Source organism: Paenibacillus massiliensis 2301065 = DSM 16942, from assembly GCF_000377505.1.
Lineage (GTDB): Bacteria > Bacillota > Bacilli > Paenibacillales > Paenibacillaceae > Paenibacillus > Paenibacillus massiliensis.
In genome coordinates this window covers 15861-32167 of sequence record NZ_KB898203.1, presented here as the reverse complement: position 1 = coordinate 32167, position 16307 = coordinate 15861, and the positions used below count along the sequence as shown (strand labels likewise).

Annotated in this window: 17 protein-coding genes; 2 read left to right on the top strand and 15 right to left on the bottom strand. The window is 49.7% G+C overall.

Annotated elements, in window-relative coordinates; all coding sequences use genetic code 11:
* Positions 1-5: 5 nt before the first annotated feature.
* The 10 genes from D328_RS0125230 to D328_RS0125185 all read right to left on the bottom strand — a co-directional run bounded on the left by D328_RS0125230 (position 6) and on the right by D328_RS0125185 (position 6706).
* On the bottom strand, positions 6-875 hold the full coding sequence (locus D328_RS0125230; protein WP_033413713.1) for a 5'-3' exonuclease: 870 nt from the start codon (positions 873-875) through the stop codon (positions 6-8).
* Between the two features lie 204 nt (positions 876-1079).
* The gene (locus tag D328_RS0125225; RefSeq protein ID WP_018887828.1) at positions 1080-1445 is read right to left on the bottom strand and encodes an arsenate reductase family protein; all 366 of its coding nucleotides are present in this window, start codon (positions 1443-1445) and stop codon (positions 1080-1082) included.
* A gap of 52 nt (positions 1446-1497) precedes the next feature.
* On the bottom strand, positions 1498-2460 hold the full coding sequence (locus D328_RS0125220) for an RluA family pseudouridine synthase (RefSeq protein ID WP_018887827.1): 963 nt from the start codon (positions 2458-2460) through the stop codon (positions 1498-1500).
* Entirely contained in the window at positions 2457-3026 is a 570-nt protein-coding gene (locus tag D328_RS0125215) for a cob(I)yrinic acid a,c-diamide adenosyltransferase (RefSeq protein WP_018887826.1), read from the bottom strand. Before D328_RS0125215 ends, D328_RS0125220 begins: the two co-directional genes overlap by 4 nt.
* Before the next feature lie 39 nt (positions 3027-3065).
* The gene (locus D328_RS0125210; RefSeq protein WP_018887825.1) at positions 3066-3623 is read right to left on the bottom strand and encodes a hypothetical protein; all 558 of its coding nucleotides are present in this window, start codon (positions 3621-3623) and stop codon (positions 3066-3068) included.
* A gap of 94 nt (positions 3624-3717) precedes the next feature.
* Positions 3718-3948: an aspartyl-phosphate phosphatase Spo0E family protein gene (locus D328_RS0125205; protein ID WP_033413710.1), complete on the bottom strand. Its 231-nt coding sequence runs from the start codon at positions 3946-3948 to the stop codon at positions 3718-3720.
* Positions 3949-4038: 90 nt separating this feature from the next.
* On the bottom strand, positions 4039-5253 hold the full coding sequence (locus D328_RS0125200) for an aminotransferase class I/II-fold pyridoxal phosphate-dependent enzyme (RefSeq protein ID WP_018887823.1): 1215 nt from the start codon (positions 5251-5253) through the stop codon (positions 4039-4041).
* Between the two features lie 16 nt (positions 5254-5269).
* On the bottom strand, positions 5270-5770 hold the full coding sequence (locus tag D328_RS0125195) for an Lrp/AsnC family transcriptional regulator (RefSeq protein WP_018887822.1): 501 nt from the start codon (positions 5768-5770) through the stop codon (positions 5270-5272).
* Between the two features lie 192 nt (positions 5771-5962).
* Positions 5963-6352 (bottom strand): spore coat protein, encoded by a 390-nt coding sequence (locus D328_RS0125190; protein WP_018887821.1) that lies wholly within the window; start codon positions 6350-6352, stop codon positions 5963-5965.
* A 120-nt stretch (positions 6353-6472) separates the two neighbouring features.
* Entirely contained in the window at positions 6473-6706 is a 234-nt protein-coding gene (locus D328_RS0125185; RefSeq protein ID WP_018887820.1) for a hypothetical protein, read from the bottom strand.
* 261 nt (positions 6707-6967) lie between these two features.
* Between D328_RS0125185 and D328_RS0125180 the strand changes: the two genes are divergently transcribed.
* Positions 6968-8200, top strand: coding sequence for an NAD(P)/FAD-dependent oxidoreductase (locus D328_RS0125180; RefSeq protein ID WP_026281372.1), 1233 nt, complete (start codon positions 6968-6970; stop codon positions 8198-8200).
* A gap of 39 nt (positions 8201-8239) precedes the next feature.
* Here D328_RS0125180 and D328_RS0125175 read toward each other — a convergent pair whose 3' ends face one another.
* The 4 genes from D328_RS0125175 to D328_RS0125160 all read right to left on the bottom strand — a co-directional run bounded on the left by D328_RS0125175 (position 8240) and on the right by D328_RS0125160 (position 13096).
* The gene (locus tag D328_RS0125175) at positions 8240-9454 is read right to left on the bottom strand and encodes an MFS transporter (RefSeq protein ID WP_018887818.1); all 1215 of its coding nucleotides are present in this window, start codon (positions 9452-9454) and stop codon (positions 8240-8242) included.
* A 216-nt stretch (positions 9455-9670) separates the two neighbouring features.
* Entirely contained in the window at positions 9671-10213 is a 543-nt protein-coding gene (locus tag D328_RS0125170; protein ID WP_018887817.1) for a hypothetical protein, read from the bottom strand.
* A gap of 79 nt (positions 10214-10292) precedes the next feature.
* A complete protein-coding gene (locus tag D328_RS0125165) occupies positions 10293-10706 on the bottom strand; it encodes a DUF350 domain-containing protein (protein WP_025680887.1) in 414 nt (137 codons plus the stop codon).
* 26 nt (positions 10707-10732) lie between these two features.
* Complete coding sequence (locus tag D328_RS0125160; protein WP_018887815.1) at positions 10733-13096, bottom strand: endonuclease MutS2; 2364 nt, start codon at positions 13094-13096, stop codon at positions 10733-10735.
* A gap of 138 nt (positions 13097-13234) precedes the next feature.
* Between D328_RS0125160 and D328_RS0125155 the strand changes: the two genes are divergently transcribed.
* Positions 13235-13594, top strand: coding sequence for a phage holin family protein (locus D328_RS0125155; RefSeq protein ID WP_018887814.1), 360 nt, complete (start codon positions 13235-13237; stop codon positions 13592-13594).
* 251 nt (positions 13595-13845) lie between these two features.
* Here D328_RS0125155 and zapA read toward each other — a convergent pair whose 3' ends face one another.
* A complete protein-coding gene (gene zapA, locus D328_RS29790; protein WP_018887812.1) occupies positions 13846-16128 on the bottom strand; it encodes a cell division protein ZapA in 2283 nt (760 codons plus the stop codon).
* Between the last annotated feature and the right edge of the window lie 179 nt (positions 16129-16307).

Here is a 16307-nt window from a genome sequence, read left to right as displayed (position 1 = left end):
CCTCCCTATGAACCTACAGCCACGCCCATCAAGCTGCAGAGGCTCTTCATTTCCAGCTGTTCGAACTTCTCAAGCACCAGTGCCGGATCAAGCTGAAGTACACTGCTATCCAGTGAGCAAGCAACAGGTACCTCACAGTGAATCCGTGCCAATGTCCGTGAGAGATGTAGCATCTCCAGATCGCTCTCGATCTTCTTTCGGACTGAGGGAGTCAGCTCATTAAGGCGGCTTAACAGGACATCAATCGTGCCAAATTCCTGTACGAGCTTCAGCGCGGTCTTCTCACCAATCCCGCGGACACCAGGATAATTATCACTGGTATCGCCCATGAGTCCTTTCAGATCAATAATTTGCTGTGGCTGAAGCCCCTTCTCCTCTAATAGGGAATCCGGGGTATAGAGCTTGTAATTGCCGTGTCCCTTTTTCATAATAATGACAGAGACACGATCATCCACCAGCTGTAGCAAATCATGATCCCCTGAGAGAATCAGTACATTTATTCCTTCTTCTCCACTGTAGTGCTTCGCCAAGGTGCCAATACAGTCATCGGCTTCATAGCCCGCCGCGCTGATATTGGGAATACCCAGACTGTCCACTACCTCGCGAATCAGGCTGAATTGGGGGATCAGATCCTCTGGGGCCGAAGGTCGATTGCCTTTGTATGCTGTGAACTGCTCTCCACGAAAGGTCTGTCCTTCCATGTCCCAGCAGCAGACCACATGTGAAGGTTCATAGGTCTGAACCGCATCCCAAAAATAACGTATAAAGCCGTAAACGGCATTCGTAGGCACCCCATCACGGGTTCTGCGGATATAACCGCTAGAGGCTGTCGCGTAGTAGGCACGAAACAGTAGTGCCATACCATCTACGAGCATTACGGATTGCTGTTGCTTCACTTCTCGTTCCGCTCCTATTCGTGTAATATTTCATCCAAGTATAGCATACCTCGTATAAGAACGGCGTGACTTCCAGTAAATGCACCCGGTAAATGCACCCGGTAAATGCACTCGGCTTGCAGCATATAGCATAATCAGGCTAGTCAATCTGGTCAGCAGGCGACTACAGCCTTATAGCTCGAACTATGCCTTGCTCCATACCTCGGTGAAGGCTTCCTCCTTGAAGCCCACCGTAACCTGGTCTCCATCTGTGACGATCGGCCTCTTGATCAGCCTTCCATTAGAGGCAAGCAAGGCCAGCTGCTCTTCCCGGCTCATGCCAGGTAGCTTGTCCTTCAGCTGAAGCTCCTTGTAGACCTCTCCACTCGTGTTGAAGAACTTCTTAAGCTCCAGACCGCTATTGGCAACGAGCAGAGCTAACTCCTCGACATTTGGCGGTTGGTCAAAAATAGGGCGAAGCTCCAGCTCGTGATCCTGCTCCTTCAACCATTTGACTGCCTTTCGACAGGTCCCGCATTTATCATATTGATAGACGATCAAGTTACTCATGATATCCCTCCAGTTACATTCCATCGCTGATCGGGGCCTTCAACAGACCCATTTAATCTTTACTATTACTATTCAAATACCGTTCCAGGCTTGCCATGTCCTCGGGTAACGGTGCCTGGAATACGAGTCGCTCTCGGGTAATCGGATGGTCCAGTACCAGCTTGGAGGCATGCAGTGCATGTCTCTTGATGCGCATGTCCAGAACCTCGAACGCCAAGCTCTCCGGTGAATCGGCAGCCATTGGCCTGTGCTTGTACATCTTGTCTCCAATCAGCGAGCACCCCAGATGCGTCATATGCACTCGAATCTGATGTGTACGGCCACTCTCCAGCTTCAGAGATACCTTGCACGCTGCCGCCCACTGCTGCTCCACCTGATATTTGGTCAGCGCCGGATAGCCTGTTGGCGTAACGATGCGTCGATGCGGCTCCTCCGGATCACGATCAATAGGCCCGTCCAGCATTCCGGTGGGATGCGGCGGGCTGCCATGCACGAACGCTGTATACAGCTTATCTACTGTGCCTGCAATCATCTGCTCCGAGATATGCTGGTGCACATAAGGATTCTTCGCAATCGCAAGCGCCCCGCTCGTCTCCTGATCAAGCCGATGAACCGGTCTGAAGCGGTAAGCAAGCCCCTGTTCACGCCAGTAGTGAACAATTCCATTAGCCAGTGTCCCCGTGTAGTGACCATGCGTCGGATGCACGATCAGACCCGCAGCCTTGTTCACAACCAGCAAATGCTCATCCTCGTACAAAATGTCGAACGGTATGGGCTCAGGCAAAATGTCCTCTGATACCTCCTGCTCCATCCGAAGCTGAATGAGATCCCCCGTAGATACACGCACACTGATGTATACCCGCTCTCCATTCAGCATAATCCCCTGCTCCGTCAGCTTGAGACGGGAGAGGAGCTTGCGGGATACGCCCATACGCTTCTGTAAAATCGTCTTGAGCAGTAGTCCATCCTCCTCCGGGGATATTATATATTCAATTGGCTTGTAATACAGTGTCATTTTTTTCTCCCGAACACCTTTTTGCTCCGCAAGTACTCCACATCGGGAACACCAAGCCGTACATTGGCAGTACGCGCTAGTACGAAGAAATAATCGGATAGCCGATTTAGATACATTCTTACAGCCGGATTAATATCGGTATGCGCTCCTAGTGTAACTGCGCGACGTTCCGCACGGCGACACACTGTTCTGCACACATGCAGCGTCGATGAGAGCTGACTCCCACCAGGAATGATAAAACGCTCGACCTTCGGATTCTCCTCCTCACAGCGGTCAATCCATTGCTCCAGCCGTGCCGACATTTCGTCCTTCACCTTGTACTTGCTCTCATTCAGCTTGACGAACGCCAGATCAGACCCGCAATCGAACAGCTCCTGCTGGATTTCCTGCAGCTGCTCACGCACATCCTGGAACAGCTCGCCTTCAGCAAAGCTAATAGCCTGTCCCACAAAGCTGTTCAATTCGTCTATCGTGCCATAAGCCTCGACGCGATCATCATCCTTGCGGACTCGTCCTCCGATCACCGAGGTCTGTCCTTCATCACCTGTACGTGTATATACTCCCACTGTCTATCCTCTCCTTCAGCACTTATCTCTTCATTGCCCTTATTCCACGATAGCCTTTATTACTTTGATTGCTTCATCAATATTGGAGGTTCTAGGCGGAACCGTCACGAACAAATTAGGAGAAGTATACTTTAAATCCTGAAATAACGCCGTCTCTGCTGCCGGAATTCCATACAGATGCGTCTCCTGCACGATATCCTCCACTTCCTTGCCATCCCGGTTCACCGGCTTGAAGACACCGCCTTCAAAAACACCGTTCTTGTACGTATCTGCATCAAAATATTCATCAAGAGGTAGATTGCCACCTTGATTTCCATTTATCTTCATATCCTCTTCCGGTAGAATGAACAGGTCATGCTCACCCGCAACGTATTCAATTAACAGCTTCTGCCTATCATAAATTGGACTCGCAGCCACCTCGATCTTGGTTCCCTCTTCCCCCAGCTTCTCCTGTAGCAACTGCTGCATCTGATCCTGGATCTGGCCAGGGTCTCCTTGGTTATCAATAATAAATATGGAGAATGTATCCTCCTTTGCTCCACAGCCTGCCAGCAAAATAATAGCAAATACCCCAAGCACCAACCGCATCATTCTCATCTAATTCCAGCCCTCCCATTCATTCTTTCAATATAGCACAAGTGAAGGGTACAACAAAAGAAGACCCCGAAGGGTCCCCCAATTCAAGCTTAAATCACCCAGAGTGCAATGACTTAAAGCTCTTCTTCACATAATATGATTTCATATATTCATTGATCTTCAGATCCAGCTGACAACTGATCTCGACTACCAAATCAGAAGTAAGTGACTCCTCCTGTTGGAACATCCTCACCATTTCATCGCGCAGGTACAGTATTTCGTCTTCCAGAGAAATGCTGCTTGCGACTGACTTAGGCTGTTGTTGTTCGACGCAAATCAAAAACATTCCTCCTTGAAATGATCTTCCCTTAACGATTACAAATTATAACACATATTCCAAAAATGAAAAGCATATTTTGTAAATTTTTCAAACTTCTTATCCTTCTTTTTTAACTTTATACACAAATTGTCCGATTCGATCGAGTGCCTCGGTCAATTGTGCTACTGAAGTCGCATAAGAGCAGCGAAGGTAGCCTTCTCCGCCCAATCCAAATACATTCCCTGGCACGGCAGCCACATTGCCTTCTGCGAGAAGTCTCTGGGCGAATTCATCGGAGCTCAGGCCGGTAGACTGAATGCTCGGAAAGACATAAAACGCTCCTTGTGGTTCATGGCAATCGAGACCGATATCCTTTAGCCCTTGCACCATTAATCGACGGCGCTGATTATAGGAATCGACCATGCGCTCCTTCTCCTCTTTACCGTTGCGCAATGCTTCAAGGGCGGCTACCTGTCCCATGGACGAAGCACACATGACGGTATACTGATGAATTTTCAGCATCGCCGAAATCAGCTCCGGATGTCCGCAGGTGTAGCCCACTCTCCAGCCTGTCATAGCGAAGGCTTTGGAGAAGCCACTCACCAGAATGGTACGGTCCTTCATGCCAGGAACAGAGGCAAAGCTCGAATGATTCTGACCATAGGTAAGCTCGGCATAGATTTCATCCGAGATCACAATCAAATCATGCTTCTTCACAACCTCGGCGATCGGCAGCCAATCCTCATAGGTCATCGTTCCTCCAGTCGGATTGCTCGGATAGCACAGAATGAGCACCTTCGAGCGAGGTGTGATCTTGGCCTCCAGTGCTTCAGCCGTCAGCTTGAAGTTATTATCAGCGAACATCTCGATGCCGACAGGCACGCCTCCGCCAATATAAGCAATAGGAGAATAGGAAATATAGCTAGGCTCAGGAATGAGAATCTCATCCCCTGGGGTAATAAGGGCACGAAGGGCCAGATCAATGGCTTCGCTTCCCCCTACCGTTACTATTATCTCATTCTTCGCATCATAGCGTACAGAAAACCGCTCATCCAGATAATCGCTGATCGCCTCGCGGAGCTCTGGTGTCCCTGCATTGGAGGTGTAGCTCGTGAAGCCCCGCTCCAGTGAATATACACACGCTTCCCTTACATGCCATGGCGTAACGAAATCCGGTTCACCGACACCCAGTGTGATAATATTTTTATTGGTGCCTACGAGATCAAAAAATTTGCGAATGCCTGAAGGCGGGATATCACGGACCTGTGGCGCCAGATAAGAGCTCATTGGTTTGCTATGTGTGACAGATTCCTGCTGCTGTTTGAGAGTCATAGGATATCCTTCTTTCTTATGGTGAAATCTTCAGGCGCTTATCTTCTTCCTTGTCTTCGAAGATAATGCCGTCCTGCTTGTATTTTTTCAATGTGAAATTCGTCTTGGTAGATAGTACTGAATCAATTGGGGAGAGCTTCTCGGACACAAAATTTGCAACCTCACGCAAATTGCGACCCTCCACTTCCACAAGCAGATCATAGGCTCCTGACATTAAATAGACAGATTTCACTTGTGGATACAAATAGATTCGCTCGGCAATTCCTTCGAACCCTCTGCCACGCTCTGGTGTAATTTGAACCTCGATCAAGGCTGTTACCTTCTCGTCGTCCACCTTGTCCCAGTTGACCACTGCTGCGTATTTAACAATGACATGCTCATCTTCAAGCTCTTGAATGGCGGATTTGACCTCCTCCTCCGTTGCACCCAGCATGGTTGCAAGCAGTGAAGGGGTCCTTCTCGCATCTTCCTTCAAGAGATCCATAATTCTCAGCTTTAATTCATTCACCTGTGTCATGTATAAGCCTCCACGAAAAGAGATTAATATTCATATTACAATAATTCATTAGCTATGCAAAGCAAGCATTTGTGAGAAATCCTTTAGAGTAATCATAGATAACAATAATTACAAAGCAAAAAAAACCGCCTGCTCCATAATAAGGATACAGGCGGTCACAAGTATCACTGCTTCAAAGGCAACTACACTCGTTTACATATAATAAGAATTGCTTGTATGGCCGTAGTGCCCCTGTTGCTGAGCTTGACCGTACATGCCACTAGTGGAAGCCTGCTTTTGTTGCATGAATTGCTGGCATTTTTGCTGAGTCTTGTGCGCCTCCTGGATCTGCTTGTCCATTTCCTGACGAAGCGCTTTTCCGCCCAATGTATACATCTGATTTTGCTGCATGAGACGGAAGAGATCTCCTTGCTGCCGAAGTGTGGCACCAGTCAGATCGTTGAATAGCTGACGAACGGTAGGACATGCAGATTCTGTCGTGGCCGTCGTATACTCTCGGGATGTGCGCTTCAGATCGGCCAGGATGGTATACAGCAAATCCTCTTCGGGCATAAATGAACTAGTGTTTTGATTGGAATACATGAACGTGTTCCCTCCTTGATCAATTGTTCGAGCTTAGGGACGAATGACCCTAGGCTGCATGCTGAGTGGATGTCGTAAAGCTTAATGAGCCAGGCTGCTGACAGATAGACTCTCGAATCGTTATTGGGGCTGGGTAGGAGCCAGCTGCTGATGCTGATGCAGAGCCTGGATCAGCATGTTCAGGTGCTGCTCATGAGTTCGTGCGAACTGCATGCAAGCTTGCTGAATGGCTGGCTGCTGGCTGGAGGCCGCTGTAGCTGTGCACTGCTTCAACAGTAGCTCCTCATTGGAAATGGAATCCATAATGTACTCCAGTTCTTTCGTGGTTAAAGGCTGCATTTGCATGGATTGCATGGTATGTCCTCCTTCATCATGTAGATGTTTGCTGGACCAAGCCGCCTGTATATCTATACGAGCAAGTGCCCACCGCACAATCGCTCAGGCAGGCCCAAATCTGATATGTAGTCAGGCAGATCAGTCCAGTAACTTCATCGCTAGTTAGATTGTCCTATACTACGAATTTTATGACACAACAGAAATAATGACCTTTTCTGAACAATACAAAAAAGCAATTAACAAGCTGTTCTTATATATTTTTTTGAAGGGACGATGGAGATGATCTTAACGAATGGACGTTTATATTGGCCAACAACTGTAGGTAAAACCTCGCAGCATTCTCCGTTAACCGAAGATATTAGCTGTGATGTATTAATCATAGGTGGCGGTATGGGCGGCTCGTTGATCTCCCGACTGCTCACAGATCGGCAAGTGGACACCGTGCTGATCGACAAGAGAAAGGTGGCTCACGGAAGCTCCTCTGCTAACACAGGGCTATTACAATACAGCAATGACAAGTCGTTGACTTCATTCATGAACACTTTCGGAGAAGAGAACGGGGTACTATTCTATAAAATGTGTCAGCAGTCGCTGGAGCAGCTGGAGATGCTAAGCAAAAATATCCCGACAGACCCGAAGTTCATCCGACGCAGCAGCTTATATTACGCTAGTACACCGGAGGATATGTCCAAGCTGCAGACGGAATATGAGCATCTCAGAGCACATGATTTCCCTGTAGATTATTGGAACGCCCAAGATATAAGCCATCGTCTACCTTTCACGAAGCCTGCAGCTTTGTACACGAGCGGGGATGCCGAGGTGAACCCGTTCCGCTTCGCGCTGGGTCTACTTCAATCGGCTGTAGAGAAAGGTCTACGTATATATGAGAATACCGAGGCCAAGCGATTGGAATTTCTGGAGGATGGCGTTCTCTGCCACACTCCTGACGGTCGAATCCGTGCACAGCGGGTTGTCTTCTCCACAGGGTATGAGACACAAGAAATCAAACGTGATGCAGGGGCAGTGCTGGAGAGCTCTTACGCCATCGTGACGAAGCCTGTCAACAATCTGGATGACTGGTATGAACGCTGCCTGATCTGGGAGACAGCTAGGCCCTATCTGTACATGCGCACCACGGTAGATAATCGAATCATTTGTGGAGGCCTCGATGAAGATGTGCTCATACCCGAGGAACGCGAACGGCGTATCGTTCATCAACAAAAGGTCCTGCTGGAGCGTCTGCAAGAACACTTTCCGAGGCAAGATTTGCAGATTGATTATGCATGGGGGGCCGTCTTTGGCACTACGCATGATGGCTTGCCTTATATAGGGGGTCATCCTCGTTTCCCACATTGCTATTTCCTGGAGGGATATGGTGGGAATGGTGCTGTGACGAGTATGATGGCTGCACAGCTGCTTACTGATGAGATCACCGGGACATCACGTCCTGAACTGGAGCTCTTCTCGCTGACCCGTACAACCAAGCCATCACCGCACCATAGCCCCCCATGAGATCTACATAAGAGAATGTGTTGCAACGAGCCTGATGCATCAAGCATCAGGCTTCGACTGCCAGCCTGCAGACTGCAGCACCGGACGTATGCACAGCCACCCTAAGACTGGAGCTGTTCCAAGGCCAATCAGCAGCCAGATGATCACTTGTGGAGCTTGACTGAGTGACAACACACCGATAAATATCAGTGTACCGACCAAGCGCCCCGTCATCAGGCTCAGCTCACGCAGGACGACCAATTCTACCCGCAGCTTGACATCCTCCCCCGATGCCGCCATGAGATCGAAGCCTAAGGAGATCATGGGGATGATATACAGCGGAATGAACAATGCCGTTCCAGCTCCAGCGAGCAGTAGTATTGTGTAGTTCATTTTCCACAGTAATGGGCACATAACAGCCACCAGCAATACAGCGCCGAGCAGCATTCCCGACGTTCGAAATCGCGGCTTCAGCCATTTGCCGACTGCCCAGAAGCTGAACAAGGATACCGCCGAGGTAATTAACGAGAATTGCCCCAGCTTCCATTCCTGATTCGTGACGACATAGACCATCAGGATGAACAAAAACGAATATACACCTTCACGCACACCCTGTGCGACGAGCCCCAAGGAAAGCCATCTCCAGCTCTTCTCTCCTCGCAAGCGATGAACGGGCTCCAGCCAATGATACGTCCCTTCGACTTTGCGTTTTTTCAAGAAAAAGCTCAGTACGACACCACCAACATAGATACCCAGGGAGATTGTGAAAATCACCCGGTAACCAGCATCATCGGACATTTTGGCTATTATCCATGCTGACAGTAAAGGACCGACAATCCCGGCAAAGGAACCAAGCAGCCCTACCCATCCATTGAATTTATCACGACTATCGCGATCCGTTACCTCGAAATACACCACGTTGAATGCCAACCAGAACAACCCGAGCGCAGCACCAAGAAGGATCCCCAAAGGCCAGATATAATCGATGGACTTGGGCCCTAGCCACAGGATCACCAGATAGAACAACCCTGACAGCGCCGTACCTAGTCGCAAGGCGTTCATCTTATTGTGCTCTTTGACCCATTTTCCTGCCAGCCAAAAAGTTAATCCAAGGGCCAACTGCTGACTGACGGTGAACCAGCCAATCATGATATAATCCTGCTTCGCCTTCCATAGATACACGTTCAAAAAAGTACCCGATAAAGCTCCGGCAAATACAAACAGCCCATTCATGCCAAGCAGCAGAATAGACTGTAAGTTGAGGTTAGTCCTCATATGGTTCCCCCTATCCAATAGCTGCTGCCGTTAGATGCCGCTCAGCTTTAAGATACCCCTAATTCAGCAAAACATGTCCTTCCATATTGTCAGATTTTTTTGAAACACTGCAAAAAACGACAGCTCTCATCATTTTCTGATTGAGCTGCCGCTACATGCTTTTGTGCTTGCAATTGAAGTATTCTTAACCAATCATAGTCCTGTGTCCATCCAATATTACTGGTTGTCTCCTGCCGCGAGATGTTTAATCATGCGTACACGATCATTCTCTGCCAAAGCGTGTTGAATGTGGAAGCAGCTAGTGCACACATAGACATTCATGTGAAAAGGAGGCTGCATAACAGACTTCCCAAGTGAAGCTGGTATTGCAGGCTTGAAGGTATCCGCAGTTACCTCCTGTGTGCCTGTAAGCAGCATATACTCCCTGCATTGTGGACATTCTGGTACTTCCTCCTGTCCATCTAATGCCTGCTGTACACGATCCTGATAAGCTCCAAGGTCTGTCCCCTCTTCCTGCAGTCTCTGCAGGGTATGTGGAACAGGGACGTTGTACATCCCTTCCTCATCCCACCCCAGATCGTCATCAGCCGCTTCTGTAACGGCTTCCTGCTCTTCCGCGCCCTCATCCTCATCCAAATGCACACTAATCGTGCGATAACCGTCCAATTCATTGTGGCAATAAGGACATTCTTTCTCTGGACCAATCTCCTCATCCCATACGATCTCAGTATGGCACCACGGGCATACAGTTGCTTCCATCTTATTGCTCCTCCGTTCTTGCGTTCAGCTCAAAGTCATTATTATTTACTCGTGAATCCATTTCACAACTCAAGGGCGATTATACAATACTGGCACCGATTACGAAGGATAGAGACACCGAAATGAGCATAGCGAATAATCCTACAGCTCGATTATCTTCCTTAATCTCCTTGTCGATCGAGAATACAGGAGTCAGAAATTCAAAAAGGAAATAGGCGGCCAGCAACAAAAAGAAACCAACCGTTGACCAGATCATGGCATCGTAGACACTTGCTTTGGCAAGGATGCTGAATCTGAGCACATTGCATATGCCGAATATTTTCCCTCCAGTTGCCATAGCGACCGCTACATTCCCTTTTCGAATCTCATCCCAGCATTTATACCGCGTCACCAATTCAAAACAATACAAAAACACAATCAGCTGCAGTACCGCTACTGAAAAGTAGCCCAGCATCATCCCCAGCGGGTAAGATAACAATTGATCTATCATCAAATATCGCCGCCCCCGTTCAGCCCAGACTATTTGAGCTCAGCTACGGTAACTCCTGTACCGCCTTCGCCATAATTTCCGATACGGAAAGACTTCACATGCTTATGTCTGCGCAAATAATCCTGAATGCCTGTTCGCAGCACGCCCGTCCCTTTCCCGTGAATAATAAAGACCATTCCAAGGTTCGCTAGAAATGCCTCATCAATGAAGCGATCGACCTCAATTAAGGCTTCCTCTACGTTTGAACCACGCAGATCCAGCTCACTGCGAACATTCTCATCCCGGGTACGCTTCACACCAGCCGAAGCCCGCTGTGTCTTCTGAGGCTGTTTAGGTGTGTCCAGCAGCTCCAGATCATCCAGACTGACCTTCATTTTCATGATGCCCAGTTGAACGATGGCCTCCTTCGCACCAGACAGCTCTACAACATGGCCTTTCTGGTTAAGGCTATGCACTGCAACCTCATCCCCTGGCTGGATACTTCTGCGCCCTCCGCCCTGGCGTACAGCAGATTTCTTCTGGCGTTGTTTGGGAGCTGCCTCCTCAAGCTGCTTGCGGGCCGCGATCAATCGGTGCTCCTTCACTGAAGCCCCTTCCTCTTGAGCCATTCTGCGCAGGTCGCCTATGATCTGCTCCGCTTCCTTACGCGCCTTCTCAATGACATCTCTGGCTTCGCTCTCGGCTTTGTCCAGCATGCGATCACGCTGTCCCTCAAGCTTCTCCATCTCCTGTTGATAACGGGCCTTGAGCTCTTCATGCTCCCGACGCAAGCGTCTCGCTTCCTCGCGCTCCTGCTCTGCACCAAGGCGATTCTCCTCCAAGGAAGCAATCATATGCTCAACGCGCTGATCCTCTTCTGTCACCTCACCGCGAGCATAATCCAGGATACGGGAAGGAAGTCCCAGACGCTCAGCAATGGCAAAGGCGTTGCTTCGACCAGGTACACCTACTAACAGACGGTATGTCGGGCTCAAGGTAGCAACATCGAACTCCATGCTTGCATTAATTACACCTTCACGATCATAGGCGTAAGCCTTAAGCTCACTGTAGTGCGTGGTCGCGACCATTCGGCAGCCTGTTGCATGAATATGCTCCAGAATAGCTACCGCAAGCGCAGAGCCTTCTGCCGGATCGGTTCCAGCACCAACCTCATCAAGCAGCACCAGGCTGCGAGAAGACATTTGCTTAAGAATACTAATGATATTCGTCATGTGACTGGAGAAGGTACTCAGATTCTGTTCAATGCTCTGCTCATCCCCAATGTCCGCATAGATCGCATCGAAGACAGACAGCTGGCTCTCATCCTCTGCCGGGACGAATAGTCCAGACATGGCCATAAGGCTCAGCAGACCAATTGTCTTCAAAGTAACCGTCTTACCACCGGTATTCGGACCTGTCACAATAATTGAAGTAAAGCTATCCCCAAGCTCCACATCGATCGGTACAACCTTCTCGAGCGGAATCAACGGGTGACGTCCCCTGCGAATACGCATACGACCCTGGTCATTCATGAACGGCAGGGTGGCCTTCATATGACGAGCAAGGCGGGCCTTCGCGAACATAAAATCAAGACTTGCCAGCATATCCGCATCATACAACAGCAGATCAGCCTGTTCTCCTACAAGAGCAGTTAGCTTTTGGAGAATGATCTCAATCTCCCGCTCCTCCTGCAGTCGCGTCTCACGAAGCTTGTTATTCATCGCCACAATAGACTCGGGCTCAATGAACAGGGTCGCCCCAGAGCCCGATTGGTCGTGAACGATCCCGCCGAAGTAAGCTCGGTGCTCGGCTTTGACTGGGATGACAAAACGATCACCACGAATCGTAATAAGCTGATCCTGCAGCATCTTGGACACCGTGGAGGAACGAATCATCGCATCCAGCTTCTCCCTAATCCGGACTTCACCGGATCGAAGCTCACGACGGATTTGTCCCAAGGCGGTACTTGCTGTATCTAATACATCTGCATGCTCATCGATGCAATTCTTGATGGCATTTTCCAGCGCCTTCTGGTCGGAGAGCTGTTCGCTCACTGCCAGCAATGCGCCAATCGGATGCTCTTCATGAATTGCACTGATATATGAACTGATTCTGCGGCCTGCCTGGACCGTTGTACGAATCCCCAAGAGTTCATGAGGGTTCAAGGTGCCCCCGATCCGTGCTCTCTTAATGGCTGGTGACATGTCCACTACCCCGGTAAATGAAGGGGTTCCCTTCAGACGGTCCACCGCAAAGGCTTCATCCGTCTCCCTTAATAGTGCTTCTATATATTGAACTTCTGTAAATGGGCGAAGCTCCTCAGCACGCTGCCGTCCCATCGGTGTCTGTGTGTAGCCCGCGAGTGCGGATAGAATTTTACTGTATTCCATTGTCTGCAATATTTTCGGATTCACATTCATACTCCTTCAACGTTATATCCATATTATAACGAAACCAGCTCTCTTTCGCTATTTGTGTTACTGGACACATAAGATTCGAACATGTGAAACACACTAGATGCTGTATCACAAGAAGACCATAGGAGGTTACACATGAGAATTCTGGGACATATCGTTCGATTTATTGTCGCCGCTCTGGTGCTGATGGTCGTGGGCTGGATCGTACCTGGCTTTAGCGTAGGCGGATTCATGAGCGCCCTAATCCTCGCGATCGTCATAGCGCTTATTGGCTGGATCGTCGAGGCCATGTTCGGCAGACGAGTTAATCCATTCGGTAGAGGCATCGTTGGATTCATCGTCAGCGCTCTGGTGATCTATGTTGCGCAGTTTATCGTCGGAGGCGTGGAAGTCTCCATATTGGGAGCCATTCTTGCTGCCTTGGTCATTGGGATTATCGATCTGTTCATTCCTGTTGCGACTCCCTTTGACGCAGGACGAACCGGTAAGAGCTAGTTTCGGAACATAGCAAGGATAGGATAAACGACTAGAACATCAAGATCATCAAAATCAATAAGATCAACAAGAGAACGACAAGAAAAGCTGCCGACCAAGCATGAAGCTTGACGGCAGCCTTTTTGCTATGCTCTAGCTTGAAGCACTTAAGGAACATACTGCACAGAGAATAATGCAGCCTTCCTTTGCAATCCTGTATATAGCTTCATACCCAATAACAGTACTTCTACAAATGGATTCGTACCTAGGAGCTACTGGTCCTGTTCTATAAGTTCAATCCATTCGTTGTACTCCGTTTGAAGCTTGGCATACTCTTCCCGAAGCTGGCGATGCTCCTCTGCAAGCTTCTCGTTCTGCTCCTGCTCCAGCTCTCGCTGCACCTGAAGTAATCTCAACTGGTGGGCTGTAAGCTCATAACGATCGCCTAGCTCCGACAACTGTAGCTGCAGGGCATCTCTGGAATGGATAGCTTCTTCACGTGTGTTGATCAATTCCATGCGAGCTTTCTCTGCCTTCTCAGCCTCATGCTCCAGTTGCCTCTTATCCTCAGATACCGCAGCTACCTCATGCTGCCAAGCGCTAATCTCCTGCTCCCGCTGCTCCTGTTCCGCCTTCAGGTCGTGGATCGTGGACAGATGCTCCTCGCATCTCACCTGCCATTCAATGGCCTCTTCCTCCAGCTGCCCCACTTGTACCTTGTACACGCTGACTTGCTCTTCCAACTGGGCCATCTGTGTATGCAGTTCGTCCATTTCCCGCTGCTGCACAGTGATGGCTGTCTGAAGCTCATCTTGTGAACGTTGCGAGTCCTCCAGCAGACTAGCTGATCGTTCCATCGCTGAGCGCGCCTTGTCCAGTTCGGCTGCACGTACATCCAGCTCTGCTACTAGCTGCTCATAGCGCTCCTGCTCTTCCTCAAGAAGCTGCTCGCTGGTCTTCAGCTCTTCATTCAGTTGGGCGATTGTCTGTTCAAGCAGTTGCTGCCGTTCTTGCTCCCTCTGGAGCTTCTGTTGCTGGCTCTGCAGCTGCTCTTCCCGCTTCGACACTTCCTCCTGAAGGACTGCCACCCGCGCTCCGTGCTGCTCAGCCAGCTCCTCCGTGGCCCTCAGCTGCTGCAATAGCTCCTGCTGGTCTTGCAGCTGCTCTTCTCGCTTCGACACTTCCTTCTGAAGGACTGTCACCCGCGCTCCGTGCTGCTCAGCCAGCTCCTCCGCGGCCCTCAGCTGCCGCAATAGCTCCTGCTGGTCTTGTAGCTGCTCTTCTCGCTTCGACACTTCCTCCTGAAGGGCTGTCACTCGCGCTCCGTGCTGCTCAGCCAGCTCCTCCGTGGCCCTCAGCAGCTGCTCTTCTCGCTCAGACAGCTCTCCCTGAAGAGCTGCAATCTCTGTTTGATACTGCTCGACCTGTTCCTCAGCAGATTTTTTCTGCTGCAGGAGGTTTGCCAGCTCGCTTTGCAGCTTGCGACTGGAGGCATGAGCCTGCTCCAGAATCTTTTGAATTCGCCGCTGCTCCTCCTCCATCTTCTCCTGTTGCTGATGCAATGCTGACATTTCCTGCTCCAAACTGCTGTAGCGTACCTGAAGCTCTTCTCGTTCCTGTACGGATTGTTGCTCTCTTGCCTGTACTTCCTTCAGACTCGACACAAGCTGACTACGTGTCTGCTCGGCTTCTTTAAGCTTCTCCAGAACTCCCTTAAGCTCTTTGGAGAGTTGCTCCTTGTCACCTTTGACATCCAGTAGCTGATCTCGCAGGTCTTGAAGCTGAGCCTCATAATCACGCGACATCTCCTCCTGAAATGCCTCGGACTCTTCCAAGCGCGCCTGCTCCTGCAGAAGCTGGGCCTGAGCCTGCCTGCTGTCATCCTCCAGCTGCTTGGTCAGTTCCGCGAATTTGGCCTCCCAATCCGCTTGTTGCTGAGCATGCTTGGCTTCGAGCTCGGTACGCAGCTGCTCCTTCTCCTTCTGAAGCTGCTTGGCATATGCCTGCTCTGCCTCGTTCAGGCGAGATTTCGTCACTTGCTCTGTCTCCGAACGAATTTTATCCGCTCTGCTCTCCGCATTCGCGACGGCTTTGGTCAGCTCTGCTGTCCGCTGCTCCTGCTGCTTCAAGAGACGCTGTAGCTCCTGCAGCTCCTTGGCGGAACGCTGCTGGGCGTCAGCAAGCTCCTTCTGAAGCTTCTGCTTCTCCTCATTCGTCTGATTGTAGCTACCTTGTAGCGAAGTGTTCTTTTCCTGCTGCTCTCCAAGCTGGGTCTGCAGCTGAGCAAGCTCATTTCTTAACTCTGTCCGCTCTTGAGATACACGGTTCAGGTTTTTTTGCACATCATTCAATTGAATAGCCTCTTCGGCCATATGGACAGCAGCCAGCACAGCCAGTCGAGGCGTATCGAGATGTGAATGAGCCTGGGCAACAGTGTGCATGCGGTCATTGACATAGCTCGCTACTTGCTTCATATATTCGGTGCTGCTACCGACAAGCTTGTAGGAATTACCATATATTTCAACAGCGACGCGTACGCGCTCCGGTGTATTCACAATAACGCCCTCCTCTGATCTGAATGTAGATTCTATGTTGTATGGTGGTAGTCTATTAGTATTTTTTCATAGTGTCTTCTGTGGAAGCACAGTGATGACGTTTTTCTAATTGTACTCTTATCACTACAGGATGCAAATCTCGGTTCGATTGTACAAAAACAAGATTCAAGACTATTTGT

Excerpts from the sequence above, each read along its gene's own strand:
- D328_RS0125230 (WP_033413713.1), bottom strand. The coding sequence starts at position 875 with ATGCTCGTAGATGGTATGGCACTACTGTTTCGTGCCTACTACGCGACA.
- D328_RS0125225 (WP_018887828.1), bottom strand. The coding sequence starts at position 1,445 with ATGAGTAACTTGATCGTCTATCAATATGATAAATGCGGGACCTGTCGA.
- D328_RS0125220 (WP_018887827.1), bottom strand. The coding sequence starts at position 2,460 with ATGACACTGTATTACAAGCCAATTGAATATATAATATCCCCGGAGGAG.
- D328_RS0125210 (WP_018887825.1), bottom strand. The coding sequence starts at position 3,623 with ATGAGAATGATGCGGTTGGTGCTTGGGGTATTTGCTATTATTTTGCTG.
- D328_RS0125205 (WP_033413710.1), bottom strand. The coding sequence starts at position 3,948 with ATGTTTTTGATTTGCGTCGAACAACAACAGCCTAAGTCAGTCGCAAGC.
- D328_RS0125200 (WP_018887823.1), bottom strand. The coding sequence starts at position 5,253 with ATGACTCTCAAACAGCAGCAGGAATCTGTCACACATAGCAAACCAATG.
- D328_RS0125195 (WP_018887822.1), bottom strand. The coding sequence starts at position 5,770 with ATGACACAGGTGAATGAATTAAAGCTGAGAATTATGGATCTCTTGAAG.
- D328_RS0125190 (WP_018887821.1), bottom strand. The coding sequence starts at position 6,352 with ATGTATTCCAATCAAAACACTAGTTCATTTATGCCCGAAGAGGATTTG.
- D328_RS0125185 (WP_018887820.1), bottom strand. The coding sequence starts at position 6,706 with ATGCAATCCATGCAAATGCAGCCTTTAACCACGAAAGAACTGGAGTAC.
- D328_RS0125180 (WP_026281372.1), top strand. The coding sequence starts at position 6,968 with ATGATCTTAACGAATGGACGTTTATATTGGCCAACAACTGTAGGTAAA.
- D328_RS0125175 (WP_018887818.1), bottom strand. The coding sequence starts at position 9,454 with ATGAGGACTAACCTCAACTTACAGTCTATTCTGCTGCTTGGCATGAAT.
- D328_RS0125170 (WP_018887817.1), bottom strand. The coding sequence starts at position 10,213 with ATGGAAGCAACTGTATGCCCGTGGTGCCATACTGAGATCGTATGGGAT.
- D328_RS0125155 (WP_018887814.1), top strand. The coding sequence starts at position 13,235 with ATGAGAATTCTGGGACATATCGTTCGATTTATTGTCGCCGCTCTGGTG.